Source organism: Streptomyces sp. NPDC050703 (genome assembly GCF_040654435.1).
Classification (GTDB): Bacteria; Actinomycetota; Actinomycetes; order Streptomycetales; family Streptomycetaceae; genus Streptomyces.
Map to the genome: position 1 here is coordinate 16,533 of NZ_JBFAHX010000060.1, position 19,865 is coordinate 36,397.

At 72.0% G+C, this 19,865-nt stretch carries 15 protein-coding genes; 10 read left to right on the forward strand and 5 right to left on the reverse strand.

Annotated elements, in window-relative coordinates:
• The first annotated feature begins 111 nt into the window (after nt 1–111).
• The 5 genes from AB0I16_RS32930 to AB0I16_RS32950 all read left to right on the forward strand — a co-directional run bounded on the left by AB0I16_RS32930 (nt 112) and on the right by AB0I16_RS32950 (nt 3,908).
• Nucleotides 112–315, forward strand: coding sequence for a cold-shock protein (locus AB0I16_RS32930; RefSeq protein ID WP_004986771.1), 204 nt, complete (start codon nt 112–114; stop codon nt 313–315).
• Between the two features lie 364 nt (nt 316–679).
• On the forward strand, nt 680–2,110 hold the full coding sequence (locus AB0I16_RS32935; protein WP_363253337.1) for a DEAD/DEAH box helicase: 1,431 nt from the start codon (nt 680–682) through the stop codon (nt 2,108–2,110).
• A 146-nt stretch (nt 2,111–2,256) separates the two neighbouring features.
• Nucleotides 2,257–2,598, forward strand: a complete 342-nt coding sequence (locus tag AB0I16_RS32940) for a CBS domain-containing protein (protein ID WP_363253351.1) — start codon at nt 2,257–2,259, stop codon at nt 2,596–2,598.
• Entirely contained in the window at nt 2,586–2,900 is a 315-nt protein-coding gene (locus AB0I16_RS32945) for an SCO5918 family protein (RefSeq protein WP_363253338.1), read from the forward strand. The genes AB0I16_RS32940 and AB0I16_RS32945 overlap by 13 nt, the downstream gene beginning before the upstream one ends.
• 651 nt (nt 2,901–3,551) lie before the next feature.
• Nucleotides 3,552–3,908 (forward strand): MerR family transcriptional regulator, encoded by a 357-nt coding sequence (locus AB0I16_RS32950; protein WP_363253339.1) that lies wholly within the window; start codon nt 3,552–3,554, stop codon nt 3,906–3,908.
• A 40-nt stretch (nt 3,909–3,948) separates the two neighbouring features.
• Here the strand turns inward: AB0I16_RS32950 and AB0I16_RS32955 are convergent, their stop codons facing one another.
• Nucleotides 3,949–4,527, reverse strand: a complete 579-nt coding sequence (locus tag AB0I16_RS32955) for a TetR/AcrR family transcriptional regulator (RefSeq protein WP_363253340.1) — start codon at nt 4,525–4,527, stop codon at nt 3,949–3,951.
• A gap of 489 nt (nt 4,528–5,016) precedes the next feature.
• Between AB0I16_RS32955 and AB0I16_RS32960 the strand changes: the two genes are divergently transcribed.
• Nucleotides 5,017–6,330 carry a glycosyltransferase gene (locus tag AB0I16_RS32960; RefSeq protein ID WP_363253341.1) on the forward strand — a complete coding sequence of 438 codons (1,314 nt, stop codon included), beginning with the start codon at nt 5,017–5,019 and terminating at the stop codon, nt 6,328–6,330.
• Here AB0I16_RS32960 and AB0I16_RS32965 read toward each other — a convergent pair.
• From AB0I16_RS32965 to AB0I16_RS32975, 3 genes are all read right to left on the reverse strand, one after another.
• On the reverse strand, nt 6,317–7,534 hold the full coding sequence (locus tag AB0I16_RS32965) for a Cmx/CmrA family chloramphenicol efflux MFS transporter (protein ID WP_363253342.1): 1,218 nt from the start codon (nt 7,532–7,534) through the stop codon (nt 6,317–6,319). The two genes, AB0I16_RS32960 and AB0I16_RS32965, sit on opposite strands and share 14 nt — an antisense overlap.
• 240 nt (nt 7,535–7,774) lie before the next feature.
• Nucleotides 7,775–8,302, reverse strand: coding sequence for a DUF1062 domain-containing protein (locus tag AB0I16_RS32970; RefSeq protein ID WP_363253343.1), 528 nt, complete (start codon nt 8,300–8,302; stop codon nt 7,775–7,777).
• Nucleotides 8,303–8,541: 239 nt separating this feature from the next.
• Nucleotides 8,542–9,765, reverse strand: coding sequence for an erythromycin esterase family protein (locus tag AB0I16_RS32975; RefSeq protein ID WP_363253344.1), 1,224 nt, complete (start codon nt 9,763–9,765; stop codon nt 8,542–8,544).
• Nucleotides 9,766–10,264: 499 nt separating this feature from the next.
• On the opposite strand from AB0I16_RS32975, the gene AB0I16_RS32980 reads away from it, so the two are divergent.
• From AB0I16_RS32980 to AB0I16_RS32990, 3 genes are read left to right on the forward strand one after another with little or no spacing between them, the layout of a single operon-like run.
• Nucleotides 10,265–10,501 (forward strand): hypothetical protein, encoded by a 237-nt coding sequence (locus tag AB0I16_RS32980; RefSeq protein WP_363253345.1) that lies wholly within the window; start codon nt 10,265–10,267, stop codon nt 10,499–10,501.
• Nucleotides 10,498–11,391, forward strand: coding sequence for an XRE family transcriptional regulator (locus tag AB0I16_RS32985; RefSeq protein WP_363253346.1), 894 nt, complete (start codon nt 10,498–10,500; stop codon nt 11,389–11,391). Before AB0I16_RS32980 ends, AB0I16_RS32985 begins: the two co-directional genes overlap by 4 nt.
• A gap of 10 nt (nt 11,392–11,401) precedes the next feature.
• The gene (locus AB0I16_RS32990) at nt 11,402–12,490 is read left to right on the forward strand and encodes a hypothetical protein (RefSeq protein ID WP_363253347.1); all 1,089 of its coding nucleotides are present in this window, start codon (nt 11,402–11,404) and stop codon (nt 12,488–12,490) included.
• A gap of 203 nt (nt 12,491–12,693) precedes the next feature.
• On the opposite strand, the gene AB0I16_RS32995 is transcribed toward AB0I16_RS32990, so the two are convergent.
• Nucleotides 12,694–14,328 (reverse strand): ABC-F family ATP-binding cassette domain-containing protein, encoded by a 1,635-nt coding sequence (locus AB0I16_RS32995; protein ID WP_363253348.1) that lies wholly within the window; start codon nt 14,326–14,328, stop codon nt 12,694–12,696.
• 1,760 nt (nt 14,329–16,088) lie between these two features.
• Between AB0I16_RS32995 and AB0I16_RS33000 the strand changes: the two genes are divergently transcribed.
• Nucleotides 16,089–19,865: beta-ketoacyl synthase N-terminal-like domain-containing protein (locus AB0I16_RS33000; protein WP_363253349.1), on the forward strand; the 3,777-nt coding region annotated here is incomplete at its 3' end.

Consider the following 19,865-nt stretch of genomic DNA (forward strand, 5'->3'; position numbering starts at 1 on the left):
CGGCGAGAGCACTCTTGTATTTCCGGTCTTTTTCCGGGCGGGGTGATCATCGCGGCGACACGGTGTCCGCGCAGTGTGGATCCCGATGTACTGCCCCAAAGGAGATATGACATGGCTACTGGTACCGTGAAGTGGTTCAATGCGGAAAAGGGCTTCGGCTTCATCGAGCAGGACGGCGGCGGCGCCGACGTCTTCGCCCACTACTCGAACATCGCCGCCCAGGGCTTCCGTGAGCTGCTCGAAGGCCAGAAGGTGAGCTTCGACATCGCGCAGGGCCAGAAGGGCCCGACGGCCGAGAACATCGTTCCCGCCTGACGCGTACGCGCACTTGCAGCTGGGGCCCGCATCCTTCGGGGTGCGGGCCCCAGCTGCCTGCGTTTTCCCGCAGTGGTTCCGCCTGCGGGAACGCCCAACCGAAGGGTCTCGGTCCGCGACGCCATTGCCGTGGTCCCCATTTTCCCTCCAGGCGTCCGACGAGGCGCCATCGGAACCGCTTCTCCGGTTCTCCTGTCTCACGCGTTCTGACGTTCTGAACGTTCTGACGTTCTCGCGCTCTCGTATTCACGCGTCCTCGTAATTTCGCGTTTTCGCGTTCTATTCGGTCCATGTCTCGTGCTCCTCCGTGCCGCTGTTCGCCGGTGGAATTCCTTGATGTGTGCCGTATCAAGGAAGGTTCCACATGAACCGCACACACACGAATGACCGTTTCGCGCGCAACCGGTCGACCCGGCCCACCGGCGGTCGTGGTCGCCGCCCCGCCGTGCTCCACGGGGAGTTCGCCCTCCCCGTCACGACCACCCCGGCCCTTCCCGCCGTGGAGCGCTTCGCCGATCTCGACATGCCCGCGCCGCTGCTGGCCGAACTCGGCAGGCAGGGCGTGTCGGTGCCCTTCCCGATCCAGGGAGCGACGCTGCCGAACTCCCTCGCGGGCCGTGACGTCCTCGGCCGCGGGCGCACCGGCTCCGGCAAGACCCTCGCCTTCGGCCTCGCCCTGCTCTCCCGGACCGCCGGGCGGCGCGCCGGGGCCGGGCAGCCGCTGGGGCTGGTCCTCGTCCCCACCCGCGAGCTCGCCCAGCAGGTGACCGACGCGCTCACCCCATACGCCCGCGCCGTCAGGCTGCGCCTCGCCACCGTCGTGGGCGGGGTGTCGATCGGCAGGCAGATCTCCGCGCTGCGCGGCGGCGCCGAGGTCGCCGTCGCGACGCCGGGCCGGCTCAAGGACCTCATCGACCGGGGCGACTGCCGCCTCGACCAGGTCGACACCACCGTGCTGGACGAAGCCGACCAGATGGCCGACATGGGCTTCATGCCGCAGGTCACCGAGCTGCTCGACCTGGTGCGCCCCAACGGGCAGCGGATGCTCTTCTCGGCCACGCTGGACCGCAACGTCGACCTCCTGGTGCGCCGCTACCTGGCAGATCCCGTCGTCCACTCGGTCGACCCCTCGGCCGGTGCGGTGTCGACGATGGAGCACCACGTGCTGCACGTTCAGGGTGCCGACAAGCACGCCACGACGGCGGCGATCGCCGCCCGCGAAGGCCGCGTGATCATGTTCCTGGACACCAAGCACGCCGTCGACCGGCTGACCCAGGACCTGCTCGACAGCGGCGTGCGGGCGGCGGCGCTGCACGGCGGCAAGTCCCAGGCCCAGCGCACCCGTACTCTCACGTGGTTCAAGACCGGACACGTCTCCGTGCTCGTCGCCACGAATGTCGCCGCACGCGGCATCCACGTCGACGACCTCGGTCTCGTCGTCAACGTCGACCCACCGACCGACCCCAAGGACTACCTCCACCGCGGCGGCCGGACCGCGCGGGCCGGCGAGTCGGGCAGCGTCGTCACACTGGTCACCCCGAACCAGCGCCGCGGCATGGTCCGCCTCATGTCCGACGCCGGCATCCGCCCGCGGATCACACAGGTCCGCTCCGGCGAGCAGGAACTGCACCGCATCACCGGGGCCCAGACCCCCTCCGGCGTCCCGGTCGTCGTCACCGCGCCGGTGACGGAACGCACCGAGCGCGGCGCCGCGTCACGCGGCCGTCGCCGCCCCACGTCGGCGGCGCGGCGCGCCGCCGCGTCGCAGGCCGGCTTCCGGGCATCGGCGGCGTGAGGCGTTCATCGCGCTCCACGCCACCGTGGCGGCCCCTTCTCCACCCCCTTCAGCAGGAGGCAGTGTTGACGCTGGTCCAGACGTACCCCCGCTCGGCGGGCACCGGCATCGAGGACGAACCGAAGGCCGACGTCGCGTCGGGCGTCATGTCCGGAGCCGTGGCCGAGGCCATGGACGAAGCCGGGCCGCGGGTCTGGAAGGACATGACGGTCGAGGTCGCCCTCTCCGTCATGGCGGGTGCCCGCGTCGGGTACCTGCTCGTCTGCGACGAGGACGGCCACCGCACCGGCCTGGTCACCCGGGCCGGGCTCACCGCCGTGCGTGACGGCGCCGGTTACACGGACCGCGTCCGTCTGCGGGACGTCATCGACGGCCGCGGGCCCGACGCCGTGCACCTGGCGGCGTCCGGAGCCGGGCGGACGGCCGGCCCCGCCACGTCAAGGCTCGCCCCCACCCCTTCCCTCTGTGAGGTCTCATGCGCTGTGTGATCGCCCGCTTCCCGTTCGACCTGACCAAGAGCTCCGTGCTGGAGACGATGAAGGGCGTCAAGCCCGAGCCGATCACCGGACAGTACGTGATCATCGGCCGGCGCCACTACCCCGTGAAGCAGGTCGGTGCGGTCATCACGCGCCAGGACCGCCGCGACTTCAGCGCGGGCGAGGTCCTCCGGGCCATGGCTCAGCTCGGCTTCACCTGCCGCACCACCGCGGCCCCCGAAGCCCCGCCCGCGAACCACGTCAGCCCGCTCCAGCGGGCCTCCGCGCTGCTGGGCGCGCCCACGCCGGTCTGAGCGACCGGCGGGGGAAGGGCGGGTCACGTGCCGATCTACAGGCGTAGATCGGCACGTTCGACTATCTGGCGGCAGTGCGTCCAGAAATCTGCTCCCGCTGAGGTAGACATTCCATGGTCGTCTGAGTATGGTTTCTCTTGTAGGCGAGAACGAAGAGGTCGAGAAGGGCCCGGCAGACACGAACTGCCGGGCAGGCAGTATCCGCACCACGGTGCGGCGGTGGAGCTTCGAAGCCAGGGTTGTGCATGACGGTGACGGGGCTGACCGCCGGACCGGGCGACCCGCAGTGATCAGGGGACGCCACGAGCAACACCGCAGTATCAGTTCCATCAGGTACGAGGCCACGGCGTGGCCCAGAGGGAAGAACGGAGGAAGCGAGCGCCATCAGGATCGCCCGGGCAAGGCGTACAGATGCATCCCGGGTACCGCAGGACATCGATAGGCAGGTGGTCTCCGGTCACGCATCCGCGATCCCCGCATCCCCGCCAGATTTCCGGGCGGCCGTGCGGAAACAGAGGGCCGACGCAGCACTAGGTCGGCAGATGGTGTAGCCAATCCTTCGGGGCTCTGGTGTCGTACGGCACCAGAGCCCCTCCACGTGTTCCACAGGCTGTTCCACGTGTTCTGCGAAGCTGCTTCACGAGGGGTGACATGACAGCAGACGACTCGCTCAACCGCCTCGACGACGATGACTTCCCCGCCTACACCATGGGCAGGGCGGCCGAGATGATCGGTGCCACTCCCGGTTTCCTGCGTGCCCTCGGCGAAGCGCGCCTGATCACCCCGCTGCGCTCCGAGGGAGGGCACCGCCGCTACTCGCGCTATCAGCTGCGCGTCGCGGCCCGCGCGCGGGAACTCGTCGACCAGGGGACGCCGATCGAGGCCGCCTGCCGGATCGTCATCCTTGAGGACCAGCTCGAAGAGGCGCAGCGCATAAACGCCGACTACCGCCGCCGCGCGGCCCGGGCCGGCGCACCGCCGGACCTCGGAGGTCCAGGTTCCGCCTGACTGGGGCGAGGGCTGACGGCGGGCCGGGGGCCCGTCGGTGTCAGAGGTCCGCCAGCATGCCGTCCACCGTGGCGAGCAGGACCTCGCGGTCGTCCTGGACGCGGCTGAGGACGCGCAGGCCGTAGTACGTGCTCTGGACCCGGCGCGCCACCGTCCGCGCCTCGCCGGTCGAACGGATCTCGCCCGCGCGCCGCCCCTGTTCCACTATCGCGCACAGCTCCTCCTCGACGCGGTCGAAGCTGCGCCGCACCGCTTCCCGGACCTGCGGGTCCGAACCGGCGACCTCTACGGCCGCGCTGATCGCGAAGCAGCCCTGGGTGCCCGTCGCGTCGAGGTCGGCGTCGACGGCGTGGACCATCATCGCGCGCAGCCGCTCCTTGGCGGGGCCGTCACCGCGCAGGATCTCGACCTGCTCGGCGGTGGCGGTCTCGTAGTAGCGCTGGAGGGCGCGGAGGTAGAGCTGCCGCTTGCCGCCGAAGGTGTTGTAGAGGCTGGACGGTCCGAGGCCGGTGCTGTCGCACAAGGTGCGCGTCGAGGTGGCCTCGTACCCGTGCCGCCAGAACGCCTCCATGGCCGCGGTGACGACCCGGTCCTCGCTGAACTCTCGTGGTCTGGCCATGCGCCCACGATAGGCGTTTTGGAACGGTGTCACAAAACAGTCAGCCTTCTACGGCTGTCGCCACGGGTGCTGGAAATGTCCGTAAATTCCCGTTGAACATCATATGGTCTGTTCCGTCAATCTGGATCATGGAGGGAAAAGGGAGAAAGATATGCCTTACGGTTCGACCGTCGGCCCGGGGGCCGGTCTGGCGGCCACCGGGCTGGCAACCGGTCAGGCGTGGCTCCTGGTGGCGAGTGTCACCGCAGTTCTGCTCGGTGCGCTGATGGTGCGGGTCTGTTTCCGGCGCGGTCGTGGACCGGTCGAGCGATGAGTCCACCGCTCTCGGGCGCCACGGACCCCGCGGGTGACGCCCCCCTGCCCGCGGCGCGACGCACCGCTTCCGGCGCACAGTCCCACGACCCGGTGCCCGGAAGGTGGCCGGGGGCGCCGCCGATTCCTCGCGCGTGGTGTGCCTCTCCCGGTGCCCTGACCGCAGGGGGCACTCTGGTGCTGTTCGCGTTCCTGGTCTGGGGTGTCGCCCACGTCTTCTCCACGTACACGTCCCTCACCGGCGGGACGACGGAAAGCATGGCGCTGCCCTGGCTCGTGTCGTTCCTGCTGCTGTGGTGGGCGCCGCTGGCCTGGTTCGAACGGCCCCGCTCGGCTCCCCCGGCGGCGCAGGCCGCGCTCGACGCCCTGCGTGTCACCGTTCAGATCCCCGTCTACAACGAGGACCCGGGCGTGCTCCGCGCCTGCCTGCACTCCGTCCTGCTCCAGTCGCGGCCGGTGCGGCGGATCCGGATCGTCGACGACGGCTCCACCGGCGCCGACGGCATCCCCATGACCTACGACGACGTTCGCGCGGAACTGTTCGAACGCGCGGATGCCGCCGGCGTCGAGGTGACCTGGGACCGCACCCCCAACCGGGGCAAGCGCCACGCGCAGATGCACGTCCTGGCCCACGACGACGCCGACATCTTCGTGACCCTCGACAGCGATTCCGTCCTGGAGCCCGAAGCCGTCGCCGAGGGACTCAAACCGTTCGCCGACCCCGCGATCACCTCCGTCGCCGGACAGGTCCTCGTCCTCAACCATGACGCCAACCCCCTCACCCGGATGACCAACCTGCTCTACCTGCCCTTCACCCGAGGGCTGCGCAGCGCACAGTCCGTCCTGGGCCGAGTCACCATCAACTCGGGCACCCTCGCCTTCTACCGGGCGGACATCGTCCGCGACGCCGCCGGAGTGTACGAGAACGAGACCTTCCGCGGCCGGCCGATGCAGATGAACGACGACTCCATGCTCACGTTCTACGGGCTGCTCGCCGGCGACACCGTGCATCAGCCCTCCTCCCTGGTCTTCACCCTCGCTCCCGGGCGCTGGAGCCACTACCTGCGCCAGCAGATGCGCTGGATGCGCGGCACGACCGTGCGCCACCTGTGGTGGCTGCGCTACATGCCCGCCGACGGCGTCGTGTTCTGGGCCACCGTGGCCGAGTACGTTCACATCGTCCTCGGCCTCACCATCCCCGTGGCCATCCTCGCCACCCCCGAACTCCGGCCGCACCTGGCGTCCTTCGTCGCCTACGGCACGGTGATCGGCGTCGTCATGAGCTACCTGATGGCTCTGCGGCTGTTCACCGTGCGCCGCACCGACATGCGCCCGCACCAGGCACTGCTGCTCTTCGCGCTGGCGCCCGCGGCCGCGGCCTGGCGCGCTCTCGTGCTGCGGCCGATGTACCTCTACGCCATGCTCACCTGCCACCGGGTCAACCGCTGGGGCACCCGCGCCGGCGTCGAGGTCGGCCTCAGCCGCCCGTGACCGGCCCGTCGGCGACGACGCGGCCACTGACCTCCGCGGCACGCCGTCCCGGCAGCGGTGGCCGCTCCCGCCGCAGGTGCGCCGCCCAGAGGACGCCCGCCGCGCCCACGGCCGCCAGCGCGGCGCCGACCCAGGCGACCGAGGTGTAGCCGTACCCGGCGTCGATGGCGAGGCCGCCCAGGAGCGGGGCGACGGTGTTGCCGACGTTGAACGCGGCGGTGTTGACCGCGCCCACCAGTGTCGGCGCCCCCGGGGCGAGGGTGAACACCCGGGACTGCAGAGCGGGATTGGTGACGTAGCCGGCGAGGCCGAGCAGGAAGACCAGGGCGACGACCACGGCGGTCACGTGCGCCGTCAGGGCGAGCAGGGCGGAGCAGAGGGCCAGCGCGCCGAGGCCCAGGCCGAGCGTGCCGAGGGGGTGCGAGTGGCCGGTGCGCCCGCCGATCACGATGCCCGCGAGCCCGCCGGCGCCGAACAGGGCGAGGACCGCGGGCACCCACCCCTCGGCGAGGCCGCTCACCTCGGTGAGCAGTGCCGCCAGATAGCTGAAGGTGACGATGACCGCCCCGAAGGCGAACGCGGTGACGGCGTACGAGAGCCACAGCTGAGGCCGTGCGAGGCCGCGCAGTTCGGCCCGGACGGAGGGGTGCTCGCCCGTGCCGCGTCCGCCGGGCACGGCCAGGGTGCAGACGAGACTGACCGCGGTGGCCGCCGCCACCGCCCAGAACGCGGCGCGCCAGCCGGAGTGCTGGCCGAGCAGGGTGCCCGCGGGCACCCCGACGATGGTGGCGAGCGTCAGGCCGCCGGCCACCACCGCGACCGCCCGCGCCTTGGCCTCGGCGGGGACGAGCGCCACCACCGTGGCCACGGCGACGCCCCAGTACCCCGCGTACGCGAGGGCGCTGACCACGCGGGTCACGAACAGCGTGGAGTATCCGGGCGCGAGGGCGCCCGCGACGTGGGCCGCGACGAAGACTGCCTGCAGGGCGAGGAGCGCGGTACGCCGTGGCAGGCGGAGGGTGGCGACGGCGAGCAGCGGTGCCCCGACGACCATGCCGATCGCGAAGGCCGAGATGAGCAGGCCCGCGTCGGGGACGGACACCCCGAGGTCGTCGGCCATGCCCGGCAGCAGGCCGGACAGCATGAACTCCGAGGTTCCTTGGGTGAAGATGCCGAGCCCCACTATGTACACCGCGAGCGGCATGGGTGCGGTCCTCTCTTTCGCAGACTTCGCAGACTTCGCAGACTTCGCAGGTTTTGTGCGTGTTTTCGCGCAGAGCGCGCTTCCGGCCTCGCACCATTTGGAGCGCTCGCTTCAGAACCGGTTGCACGCGGACGCTAGCACATAATGAATCGATCGCTTCAGAACCCGAGGGCAGGGGCCGCCCGGCGGGTCTCGCCGGGCGGGCCCTGGTTCTCGGGAGGGCTCAGCGCTTGGGAGGGCTCAGCGCTTGAGGGTGAGGGTGAAGTCGTCGCTGAGCCTGGCGTTCAGCCGGGCCGCCGAGACGAGCCTCCCCGCCGTGATCAGCCGCTCGACCTCGGAGCGCGAGAGCCCGCAGCCCTCGGCGATCAGCCGCACAGGCCGGACGGGAATCCGGGCGGCGAACCGGACCGATATGTCGACCACCTCGCGGTCCGGGTGGGCCGATCCGCCGGTGTCGAGGCGCCAGGCGCCGTCCCAGTCGAGGGCGACGCGATTGCGGCGCCGTACGACCGGGTCTTGGAGCAACTCCGCGGCGAGGGCGGGATCGTTGGCGTGCATCCGGTCCAGCAGCGCCGGCCGCACGGAGCGCACGGTCATCCGCTCGAAGACCGTGAGCTTGGCCGTCTCCCCGCAGCCGGTGCAGAGGACGAGGAGCCAGGCGTCGATCCGCTTGTGGTGGGCGTTGACGCGGAATCTTCCGTTCGCCCGGAAGCGCCCGGACGCGCAGGTGTGGCAACGACGCAGGACGAGCGGCAGGCAAGTGGGCATGACGACCCAGTTGTTGAGCACAGAGGTACACCGGTTCCCGTGAGGAGTCCGCAGCGAAAAGGGGCGCGGCGCAGGGGAGCGACGCGCGACAGATCAGCGCTCGGGAGGTCTCACAGGGTGTACAACGGCACGTCCTTGCCCGGGTGACTCGGTTCGGCAGCACGGTAGCGGCGCGCCACGGCGCCGCTCCACCGGTTTTCAGGCGCGCCCCACCGCCTGCGGCTTCGCCCGCTCCGCCGTCAACGGCTTTCGGGGACGTCCTTCACGAAGACGATGCCGTCGCAGGCCGCCAACTGGGCCGGATCGAGCGGCGCGTAGCCGAACCAGGGCGATCTGCGGGGCGCGGGCCGGGTGTCGCCGAGGGCCTCGGCCAGCCGCGGGGCGTCCACGAGGCAGTGGTCCTCCTCGGTGGCCGCGTACAGGAGGCCTTCGACGGTGTCCGGCGCCGGCGTGCCCACGCCCTGGTGCCCGAGCGTGCCCAGAGCCGTGGCCAGGAAGGCGTATCCCGAGCCGAGCCGGGCGCTCACCAGGGCGCCGGCGCTCCACCACTCCAGCGGCACCCCGCCCATCCGCATCGAGCTCTTGGGCCGCTGCAGATGGGCGTTCTGGGCATGGACGAGCACCGGTCCGCGCTCGGCGAGGGCGAGGAGGTTGTGGGCCATCATCTGGTCGCGGACGCCCACAAGCCGGGTCATGCGGGCGGGGGAGGGGTCGGCCATCGAGTGGTGGTAGCGCAGCAGGCCGACCGCGGTCCGGCCGTACAGGCGCGCACGGTCCCAGGACTCTCGCGAGCCCGTCGCGAGCAGGTGCGGTGTCTGCTGGTCGAGCAGGGCCATCAGGTCGTCGGCGAGCAGCCGCAGCCGGGCGGCCTCGGGTGACCGGCCCGTGGACCGGGAGGGGTCCGTCATCGCGGCGGGTTCGGTCCACCGGTCGTCACCGCCGAGCAGGCGGTCGAGTGTGCCGGCGGCACAGGGCAGCAGGCCGGTGTCCACCCGGTCCGCGAGGTAGGCGTGCAGGGCGGTGAGGGCCCGCCGTGGGCTCTCGGCGTGGGTGATCTCCAGCGGGCCGTCGAAGCCGACGAAGCGGAGCCGCTCGGACGCGGGCCTGCCCTCGGCGTCGGCGCGGACGTTGTGAGCGCGCATCCAGCGCACGAGTTCGCGGTTGGCCGCCGAGGCGCCCCAGCCGTGGCTGATCCCGCGCTCCATGACGTCGTCGAGTGTGCCCGTGCCCGAGGTGACGTAGTCGTCGACGATCAGGCCCCGCACGCAGTCGCTCTCGATCGCGATCGTCCGGTGGCCCTCCCGCTCGACGAGCTGCCGGAAGAGCTCGTTGCGCAGATCGAGCAGGGCGTCCTCGCCGTGGGTGGGCTCGCCGAGGGCCAGCAGCCGGGGCCGGGCCGGGAGCAGCTCCATGACCGTGGCGGCGTCTACGGCACGGGTGGCGTTCCTGATGTCCGTCATCATGGGTTCAACGCTATCGTTGAACCGACGGTTGAGGCTTCTGGGGACGATCTCCGGCCTTCGGGGTAAGAACCTTCAAAGGCCGTGCAACCGGCCGCGCGCGGGGGCCGCTTCCGTCCGGCGCGTCGCGGAGGGCGGCCGGACGGAAGCGGGGCGGCCCCCTTCGGTTGTTCTGAGCACAAGGGGGCCGCCGGGCCTTCCAGACCGGAAGGTGTGACGCCGGGAGAGGCGTCGCCTCCCATGGTGCGTCATCGCCCCGCCGCCGCAACGATATGTACGGCGCAGTCGCCAAAAGGGTTCATCTCGGGGGGATTTGCCGGTGGCGGACACCGCCAGGCGGTAGAACCCGGGCCCGCGGCACATGACCATTGTTCCGTAACTCCATGATCACGTTGAGTGGCGCAGCCCTCGCCCACCATGCTGTCGTCCAACTCCTCCGGGGCGCCTGAGCACCGCCCCGGAGAAGCCCTTTCCAGACCCTTGATGCCTTGGGGAAGGTGCGATGACAAGCAAGCAAGTGATGACCGTGGCCGTGCTGGCGGCGGTCCTCGTGTGGAGCACGGTGATGACCGTGCTGGGGCAGCTCGCCGCCGTGGCGGCGCTGCTTCCCTCGCTGGGACTCCTCATCCAGCAGCTCTTCTCCGCGCTCGGCGGCCCGGGCCCGGACGCACGGCAGAGCACGACGCCGGCCGGTGTGCCCGCCGCCGGGGCGACCGGTAGTGAGGAGCTGTCACGGTGAAACCGACCCACGCACCCCGCCGCCAGGGCGAGGACGCCCCCAGCCGCCGCGGACGCCCGCCCGAGCCGATCTGCGAGACGGCCGGGCCGATCCACCGCACCTGGCTGGAGCCCGTCCGCCGGCGGCTCACCGGCAGCGGCCTCACCCTGGGCGCGCTCGTCAGCCGCTCCGGCTACTCCAAGACGAGGATCTCCGAGCTGTTACGCGGCAAGGGGTACTACCCCGGCTGGGAGATCACGTACAGCGTCATACGCGCCCTCGACCTCCCCGTCACCCCGCTGCGCCGGCTGTGGATGGCCGCCGCCCTGGAGGCGGACAAGGACACCGACTGGATCAAGAACCGCATCCGTGACGTCCAGCCGCTCGGCCGGGAGGACCAGCCCGTCGCCCATCTCGGTCTCACCCAGGCCATGTGGCAGCCCTACACCGCCTACGCACAGGCCTTCCTGCAGTCCGAGCGGCGCGCCCGCCAGGTGGTCGGGGAGACCTTCGACATCCTCTGGCTCACCTGGGACGCGGCGACCGCCACGTCCGACACCACCCGCCACGCCTGGCTCCTGCTGCGCGGCAGGGTGCTCGCCCGCGCCCCCCAACGCCCCGACGGACGTCCCGACCTGCGGGCCGCCGCGTTCTCCACGGTCGCCCAGGCCGCCGTCCCCGACCTCGCCGAACGCCTGCACCGCATCGACGTCCTCGCGCGGTTCTTCGACACGGTCACCCGCCTGCCGCCGGACCAGATGGACGTCACCGTCCTGCGCTACCTGTGCGGCATACCCGAGGCCGCCGTACCGGGCATCGTCGGCCTGGCACCGGCCATCACCCACACCCTGGACCACCACGCCCGAGGGGCACTGAACGAACTGTGCCCCGACTCCGACACCCAGGAGTGATCCCCCCTCCATGAACACCGTCGACGACCTCCTCGCCCAGTCACTGCTGCTGCATCAGCCGCGCGTCCCCTCCGACGTCGTCGGTCACGAGGACCTCGATTACGCCGGGCTCACCGAGGCGTTACTGCTGCGGGACGGCGAGGTGCCCGACCGGGGTGACGATCGCGCCGCACAGAGCCTCACCGCCCTGTGCGAGGCGGTCGTCGCCCGCTGCGCCCCCGAGCAGCTCGCCGATTTCCTCACCGACCAAGTGCCCCAGCCACGGGCCGCCTGGATTCTCGGCTGCGCCCTGCGCCTGGCCGGCGCCCATGACGGCGCGCGCTTCTGGTGGCAGTACGCCGCCGGTGCCGACGACGCCCCCGCCTCCTACTGCCTCTACCTCCAGCACCTGGCCGACGGCGACACCCACGCCGCCGCCCTGTGGCAGGCCCAGGCCGGTGTGCACGCCCCCGAGGCCGAGGACCACGAGGACGACGGCCACGACACGGACGCCGACGGCGGGTCACCGGTCCACCGGGTGATCACCGCCGACGCCAGCCTCTCCACGGTCCTGCAGGTCCTCAGCCGGCTCAGCCGCGTCACCCCGCGCCGGCACACACCGGCGGCGCAGGCCGTCATCGACTTCGTCGCCACCGAGGTCGCCATCGGCTACGACCGCCATCCGGACCTGGAGATCCCCCTGCCGGGGGAGGACTTCGCCGAGCGGCTCGTCGTCATCGCCGCGGCGTTCAGCCTGAGCGACCCGCGCACCGCGGAACCGGAACCCGCCGGGGCGCTGCCCAACCGGCCCCCGCAGGACAGGGCCGCCGAGCACGTTCCCGCGCCGCGCCGGGCGCAGGGGCCCGCCCGGCTGCTCGTCAAGGTCACCGCCGACGGGCACCAGGGCGCGTCGGCGCACGTCTTCTTCAAGGAGGCCGTCGCCGTCTGCTGGGAGAAGGCGACCGCGGCGGGCGGCGCGGACGCGCGCGGTTCCCGCATGTCCTACTACCTCAACCGCGTCCGCACCCGGGCCACCCTGGCGCTGTCACCCGCCGCGGCCGGGTACGGGACCGGAGCGCCCTTCGGCGTCGGCGGCCCGGTCTTCTTCCGGGCGCGGTAGGCGCCGCCCGATCGACGAGCCGGTGGGCCTCGCGGACGGTCTCCGCCTCCCGGACGTCGCCTCGCCGGGCCGGCCCAGCCGGATCTCGCGGCCCCGGGCGAGCAGGGCGGGCCGGGGCTCGGGGACGGGGAACCCGTCCCCTGCGGGTCGGTGGTCGGCCCGCCGGGCGCAGCGCACCGGCGGGCCACTTCACATACGACGGCTCACACCTCGGGAGCCCCTGTCTCCTTGAGCGTCCCCTCGGCCAGCCGCAGCCGGCGGCCGACCCCGATGTCCGCGAGGAAGCGTTCGTCGTGGCTGATCACGACGAAGGCGCCCTGGTAGGAGTTGAGCGCGCCCTGCAACTGGCCCACACTGACCAGGTCGAGGTTGTTGGTCGGCTCGTCGAGAAGGAGCAGCTGAGGGGCCGGTTCGGCGCACAGGACGCAGGCGAGGGTGGCACGCAGCCGCTCACCGCCGGACAGCACCCCCACCGGCAGGTGGGCGCCCGCGCCCCGGAAGAGGAAGCGGGCGAGCAGGTTCATCCGCTCGGCTTCGGGCCGCTCCGGGGCGAACGCGGCGAAGTTCTCCGCCACGGTGCGCTCCAGGTCGAGCAGGTCGAGGCGCTGCGAGAGATACGCGATGCGCCCCTCGCCGCGCTTGACCTCACCGGCGTCCGGTACGAGGTCGCCGGTGACCAGGCGCAGCAGCGTGGTCTTGCCCGCACCGTTGGGCCCGGTCAGCGCCGTGCGCTCGGGGCCGCGCACGGTCAGGTCGACGCCGCCTTCGGCGAACACCGCCTTGCCCGCGTGGTGGACCTGAAGGCCCTCCCCGATGAAGAGGTTGCGCCCGGCCGGCACCTGCGTGTCGGGCAACTCAAGGGTGATGCGCTGGTCGTCGCGGAGCGCGCGTCCGGCCTCGTCGAGGCGTGCCTTGGCCTCGCTGACCCGGGTGGCGTGCATCTGCCCCGCACGGCCCGCGGACTCCTGCGCGCCGCGCTTCATGTTGCCGGCGAAGATGCGGGGGAGACCGGCGCTCTTGAGGTTGCGGGCGGCGTTGCTCTGGCGCCGTTCGGCGCGCTCGCGGGCCTGCTGCATCTCGCGCTTCTCGCGCTTCAGCTCCTGCTCCGCGTTGCGGATGTTCTTCTCCGCGACCTCCCGCTCGGCGCGTACGGCCTCCTCGTACATCGTGAAGTCCCCGCCGTAGAAGCGCAGTTCGTCTCCGCCCAGCTCGGCGATGCGCTCCATGCGGTCGAGCAGCGCGCGGTCGTGGCTGACCAGGAGCAGGCAGCCGGTGAAGTCCTCCAGCACGTCGTAGAGCTTGTGGCGCGCCCGGAGGTCGAGGTTGTTGGTCGGCTCGTCGAGGAGCAGGACGTCGGGGCGCTTGAGCAGCTGGGCGGCGAGGCCGAGGGAGACCACCTGGCCGCCGCTGAGCGTGCTCAGGCCGCGGTCCAGGGCCAGGTCGCCCAGGCCGAGGCGGTCGAGCTGGGCGCGGGTGCGCTCCTCGATGTCCCAGTCGTCGCCGATGGTGGTGAAGTGCTCCTCGCTCACGTCACCGGACTCGACGGCGTCCAGGGCGCGGATCACCGGGGCGACGCCCAGCACCTCGGCGACGGTGAGGGTGCCGGTCAGGGGGAGGCTCTGCGGGAGGTGGCCGAGGCTGCCGTGCACCGACACCGCGCCGGTGGCGGGCCTGAGCTCCCCGGCGATCAGCTTGAGCAGGGTGCTCTTGCCGGAGCCGTTGGGGGCGACCAGGCCGGTGCGTCCGGTGGTCAGGGTGAAGGACAGGCCGTCGAAGACCGGGGTGTCGTCGGGCCAGGCGAAGGAGAGGTTCGAGCAGGTGATGGCGGCGTCGGACATGGAGGAGACCTCGCAGGATCACGGGCAGACGGACCGCTGCCCTGGGCAGGGTGGGAAGGGGGTACGACGAGCAGGGCCACGGCGGCAGCGCACGTACCGCGCCGGCCGGTGGCCTGTCACATCCGGATCTCATCCGGAGATGTCGTCTTCACCCACCACGTCTGCGACTCCTCGCTCAGTTGACCGACATCTGCGGGGCCGGATCGTCCGGCCCAGGTCGTTCGCAGCGTAACAAACGGCGCCCCGGACCTTGAAGCGTCGGCGAGCCGCCTCTCGTGGCCGTCGTCGCGGCCGTGGCGGGGGTGGTCCCTCGACGGCGGCGACGCGTCCCGGTGCGCCGGCTCTGCCCTTGAGGTACGCCCCGAGGTGCCGGCGCGGCGTACCTCAAGGGCAGGTGTGCGGGGCCGGCCGGACCGAGGGCGCCGGCGCGGAAGTGCGGGGCGGGCGGGGCGTGTTGGGCCCTGTGAGGTGAACCACGGCTTCCGTGTGCGGGCCCGAAACGGGCACGATTCGGAGCGCCGGAGTGGTCAAACGGGCGCGACCGCCCCTCGGCGTACAGGCGCTCGGGCGTGGCGCGTGGTGTGTCCGTTACTCCGGAGTCAGATGTCGCGGTCGCGAATTACCGGGCCCGATGGCAGGTGACAGGGGCGTCCGGCATTCGCGGCGGCATATTCCGAGTGCGTTCAACGCCCCGGATAACGTGTTCCGCGTACCGGTGGCGGTGTGTCTTTCCGCTTCCGCGAACCACAGGAAGTGCGTCTGGTACGGGCTGCGCCCGCTCCGATACTGTGGGGCCCGGCGCGAGGTCGTGGCTATCGCGTTCGCTCCGGCCTCGTATCGCTCGTCCGCGGTGTGGTCCGGGCCTCTCGGAGTGTCGCCCCCTTGGTCCTCCGTGGGTCCTCCGCGGAGAACCCGGCTGTCCCGCGCCGGGATTATGTAGGGGAGGGATAAGCGTCGGCCGACCGTGATACGGGTCCCGTACTTGTGGGCGTACCGCGTCGGCTTCTCTGTGAAGAAGAGATTGCTTTTTCTTTGCGCCCACATGTAAGCCGCCGCTCTTTTTTGAACGGTTCATGTCGACCTCCGGCAACCGGCTGACGCGTCTTGGACTCCGGCCGTTGCGCAATGCGACCCCGGCCGGTGCCCGGCGGGCCGTGCTGGCCCTCCGTGTCCGGCGGACCTGCCCGCTCCAGCCGCGTCCACGCCTGCGCGCTCCTGCTCCGCCACCGGACCGGGGGCGGTTCGGCCTTTCGTTAAATCCGTGTTGCGGAGAGGTCCTGCGCGAGCGCCGGATTGTTGACGGAATTCATACGGCCGGCAGTGGGACCCGTATGGCCAGATCACGTCGGACCGTGGCCGGAGGGCGCTGCTTGCGCGGTTCCCGCTTTCCCGTCCCCGACCTGCGATACGCTGCTGCGCGATAGGGCAAAGGCCGCTGCGCGATGGCGCAAAGAGGGGACCGGTGGCCGAGGGGCGGGGGTTGTTCGCCTCATGTTCACGCCAATGGCCCGGGTTAACTCTGGAAGTCCGCGCGGTGAATACCGTGAGTCGAGCGGCCCCTGGCGTGCATTTACGCATGCCTTACGAATGTTTTCCGCCTGCCAGGGATCAAAAACGGACCGCAGTTGACAATTTCTGGATAGCTGGTTTTGACTTGCGATCGTTGTCGCGGCGAAGTGGCCGAGAAAGCATCGCGCCGATTCAGGCCAACCAAGCACGTATCCAGTTCCAGCGGATGACTGACGAAGGCAGAGGCTGCCATGCGCTTATCAGAAGGGGTGCACACCGGCACTGTCGCCGTCATCGGGGCCGCGTCCGCGGCACCGGTGCGGGCGGAGCGCGAGCAGGGTGCACTGACCGAACTGACCGGTGTGCCGCTGCCCGCGGGCCGGACGGGCGAGCTGGAGTCGGCTTGGCGGGCCTGCGAGGACGCGGGCGTCACCGCGGGCGACCGGGCGCGCGTCGGCGTCTACCTGGCCGACGGGGGCGGGACCGGGGCCGAAGCGGCGGCCGAACCCCGGACGGAGGCCGCCCACCAGTCGGAAGGGACTGCCGAACTCCCTTGCCCCGCCGCCGAGTTGGCGCGCGTACTCGGACTGACCGGTCCCTGCCGGACCGGCCGGGCGCCGCTCACCGATGCCGTCGCCGCCGTACTCTCCGGCGAGTGCGAGTCGGCGCTCGTCGGGGCGGACAGCGCCTTCGCCGTCCTCACCCGCCAGGACAGCGCACGCACCGCTGCCTTCGCCTACCGGCTCGGCACCGATCCCACCGCGTGGCCCGACGGCGTTCCCGCGCTGGTCGAGGCCGCGCTCGGCGCCGGCCGCCCCGCCCCCGGCCGCTCCCCGGCGGACGACCGCGCTGCCGCGGACGGCGCCGCCGTCCCGATCACCCTCTCGGCGCACAGCGAGCCCGCCCTGCGGGCACGGGCCGCCGACCTGCGCGCACTGCTCGACGCCGAACCGGACCTGCCGCTCGTCGACGTCGCCTTCTCCCTCGCCACGACCCGGCCCGCCCTCTCCCGGCGCGCCGTACTGGTCGGCGGGGACCGCGCACGCCTCTCCGAGGAGCTGCTCGCCGTCGGCGAGGGACGCATACCCGGGCTCGTGGCGGCCGGTGGCCGGACCGGGACCCCGGCGGACGACATCGCCTTCGTGTTCCCCGGACACGGACCGCAGTGGCCGGGCATGGCCGGCCAACTCCTCGACAGCTCACCGGTGTTCGCCGAGCAACTGCACGCCTGCGCCGAAGCGCTCACGCCGTTCGTGGAGTGGCCCGTGCTCGACGTGCTGCGCGGCACGAAGGACACGTACTCCCTCGACCGGCCCGACGTGGGGCAGCCCGCGCTCTGGGCGATGATGGTGTCCCTGTCCGCGCTGTGGCGTTCCTGGGGTGTGACGCCCGGTGCCGTGATCGGATCGAGCGCCGGCGAGATCCCGGCGGCGACCGTCGCGGGCGCGCTGTCCGTCGAGGACGGCGCGCGTGCCGTGGCCCTGTTCAGCCGGGCGCAGGTGCATCTGCTCGAACAGGGCGTCATGCTCTCCGTGCTGGCGTCGGCCGACGAGGTGCGGGAACGGCTGACCCGGTACGAGGGGCTCGACCTGGCCGCCGTGCACGCGCCCACCTCGGTCCTGGTCTCGGGGACCGAGAACGAGGCCACCGCGTTCCTCGCCGAACTGGCCGCCGACGGCGTCAGAGCCAGGAGCATCGCGATCCGCATCGCGGCCCACGGCCGCCAGGTCGACGCAGTCCTCGACATGGTGCGCGAGGACCTCGCCCCGCTCACGCCCCGCCCGACGCGAGTACCGATCTACACGGCCACCACGGGCACGCGCGTCGACCCGCTCACGCTCACCGCGGACCACTGGTGCCGCAACATGCGTGACACCGCCGACTTCCAGAGCGCCACGCGCGCAGCCCTGGCGGCGGGACACCGGCTGCTGCTCGAACCGAGCCCCCACCCCGTACTGACCAGGGCCGTGCAGGAGACCGCAGAGGACGCCGGCGTGGAGGCCGCCGTCGTCGGCACGCTGCGCAGGGAGCAGGGCGGCCCGAACGAGATGACCGCGGCCCTCGGCGAACTGCACGCCAACGGCGCGCTCCCCGACTGGCACGCGGTGTTCGCGGGCCACGACGCGCGCGCGGTGCCGCTGCCCGCCTACCCGCTCCACCTGGCGCCCGGCGCCGCCCCCGCCCCGTCCCTCGACGACCGGCTCGCGGACGCCCCCGACCGCGCCGCCTACCTGCTCGACCTGGTCCGCGCGCAGGTGGCCGCCGTCACCGGCAGCCCCCAGGACGTCGTGGACGCGGCCGACCCGGACGCGCCGCTGCTCGAACTGGGCGTCGACTCGGCGGGCGCGGTGCGCCTGCGCAACCTGCTGAACGCCGCCACCGGCCTGAAGCTGCCCATCTCGGCGATCTTCGACAACCCGACGGGCAACGGCCTCGCCCGGCACATCGACCGCGTCCTGCTCGGCGCCCCCGCCGATGACGACGAGCCGGTGACCACGGCGGCCGTCGGCGACGACGAACCGATCGCGATCGTGGCGATGAGCTGCCGCCTGCCCGGCGGCGTGCGCAGTCCCGAGGACCTGTGGGAGCTGCTGTCCACGGGCGGCGACGGCCTCACCGCCTTCCCCACCGACCGCGGCTGGGACCTGGAAGGACGCTACGACGAGGACGCCGAGCGGCCCGGCGGCTACTACCAGCGCGAAGCCGGGTTCCTGCACGACGCCGACCAGTTCGACCCCGAGTTCTTCGGGATCTCGCCCCGCGAGGCCCTGGCGATGGACCCGCAGCAGCGGCTGCTCCTGGAGATCGGCTGGGAGGCGATGGAGCGCGCGGGCATCGACCCCGCCGCCCTGCGCGGCAGCCAGGCCGGCGTGTTCGTGGGCGCCATGACCATGGACTACGGGCCCCGGCTGCACGAGGCGCCCGCGGACCTGGAGGGCTACCTCCTCACCGGCAACACCGCGAGCGTCGCGTCCGGCAGGCTCTCGTACTCGTTCGGCTTCGCCGGACCCGCCGTCACCCTCGACACGGCGTGCTCCTCGTCGCTGGCCGCCCTGCACCTGGCCGTGCAGTCGCTGCGGCGCGGCGAGTGCCCCGTCGCCCTCGCGGGCGGCGTCACCGTCATGCCGTCCCAGGGCCTGTTCGTGGAGTTCAGCAGGCAGCGCGCGCTGGCCCCCGACGGACGCTGCAAGGCGTTCTCGGCGAGCGCCGACGGCTTCGGCCTCGCCGAAGGCGCCACCATGGTGCTCCTTGAGCGGCTGTCCGACGCGCGCCGCAACGGCCACCCCGTCCTCGCGGTCATCAAGGGCACCGCCATCAACCAGGACGGCGCGTCCAACGGCCTCACCGCCCCCAGCGGCCCCGCGCAGCGCAGAGTGATCCGGCAGGCGCTCGCCGACGCGGGTGTCACGGCCGCCGAGGTCGACGCCGTCGAGGCGCACGGCACCGGCACCCGCCTGGGCGACCCGATCGAGGCGGACGCCCTCCTCGCCACCTACGGCCGCGAACACCCCGCCGACCGGCCGCTGCTGCTCGGCTCGGTGAAGTCCAACATCGGCCACACCCAGGCGGCCTCCGGCGTCGCCGGTCTGATCAAGATGGTGCTCGCGCTGCGGCACGGCGTACTGCCCCAGAGCCTGCACATCACCGAACCCACCCCGCACGTCGACTGGACGTCGGGCGCGGTGTCACTCGTCACCGAGCCCACGCCGTGGCCCGAGGTCGGACGCCCGCGCAGGGCCGGTGTGTCCTCGTTCGGCATCAGCGGTACCAACGCCCACGCCATCCTTGAGCAGGCACCCGAGGAACCCCCGGCCGACCCGCCCGCGCCCTCCGGACCCGTCCCGCTGGTGTTCTCCGCGCGCACGGAAGACGCGCTGCGCGCCCACGCCGCCCGGCTCGCCGCCGCCGCGGAGAACACGGCACTCACCGACATGGCGGACGGTCTCCTTTCGCGGTCGGTGTTCGACCATCGGGCGGTGGTGGTGGCCGGTGGCGCGGACGCGCTGTCGGCGGTGGCCGCCGGTGCG

What these genes read in the sequence shown, in the direction of transcription:
- AB0I16_RS32930 (WP_004986771.1), top strand. Translation starts at nt 112, where the DNA reads ATGGCTACTGGTACCGTGAAGTGGTTCAATGCGGAAAAGGGCTTCGGC.
- AB0I16_RS32935 (WP_363253337.1), top strand. Translation starts at nt 680, where the DNA reads ATGAACCGCACACACACGAATGACCGTTTCGCGCGCAACCGGTCGACC.
- AB0I16_RS32940 (WP_363253351.1), top strand. Translation starts at nt 2,257, where the DNA reads ATGTCCGGAGCCGTGGCCGAGGCCATGGACGAAGCCGGGCCGCGGGTC.
- AB0I16_RS32945 (WP_363253338.1), top strand. Translation starts at nt 2,586, where the DNA reads ATGCGCTGTGTGATCGCCCGCTTCCCGTTCGACCTGACCAAGAGCTCC.
- AB0I16_RS32950 (WP_363253339.1), top strand. Translation starts at nt 3,552, where the DNA reads ATGACAGCAGACGACTCGCTCAACCGCCTCGACGACGATGACTTCCCC.
- AB0I16_RS32955 (WP_363253340.1), bottom strand. Translation starts at nt 4,527, where the DNA reads ATGGCCAGACCACGAGAGTTCAGCGAGGACCGGGTCGTCACCGCGGCC.
- AB0I16_RS32965 (WP_363253342.1), bottom strand. Translation starts at nt 7,534, where the DNA reads ATGCCGCTCGCGGTGTACATAGTGGGGCTCGGCATCTTCACCCAAGGA.
- AB0I16_RS32970 (WP_363253343.1), bottom strand. Translation starts at nt 8,302, where the DNA reads ATGCCCACTTGCCTGCCGCTCGTCCTGCGTCGTTGCCACACCTGCGCG.
- AB0I16_RS32975 (WP_363253344.1), bottom strand. Translation starts at nt 9,765, where the DNA reads ATGATGACGGACATCAGGAACGCCACCCGTGCCGTAGACGCCGCCACG.
- AB0I16_RS32980 (WP_363253345.1), top strand. Translation starts at nt 10,265, where the DNA reads ATGACAAGCAAGCAAGTGATGACCGTGGCCGTGCTGGCGGCGGTCCTC.
- AB0I16_RS32990 (WP_363253347.1), top strand. Translation starts at nt 11,402, where the DNA reads ATGAACACCGTCGACGACCTCCTCGCCCAGTCACTGCTGCTGCATCAG.
- AB0I16_RS32995 (WP_363253348.1), bottom strand. Translation starts at nt 14,328, where the DNA reads ATGTCCGACGCCGCCATCACCTGCTCGAACCTCTCCTTCGCCTGGCCC.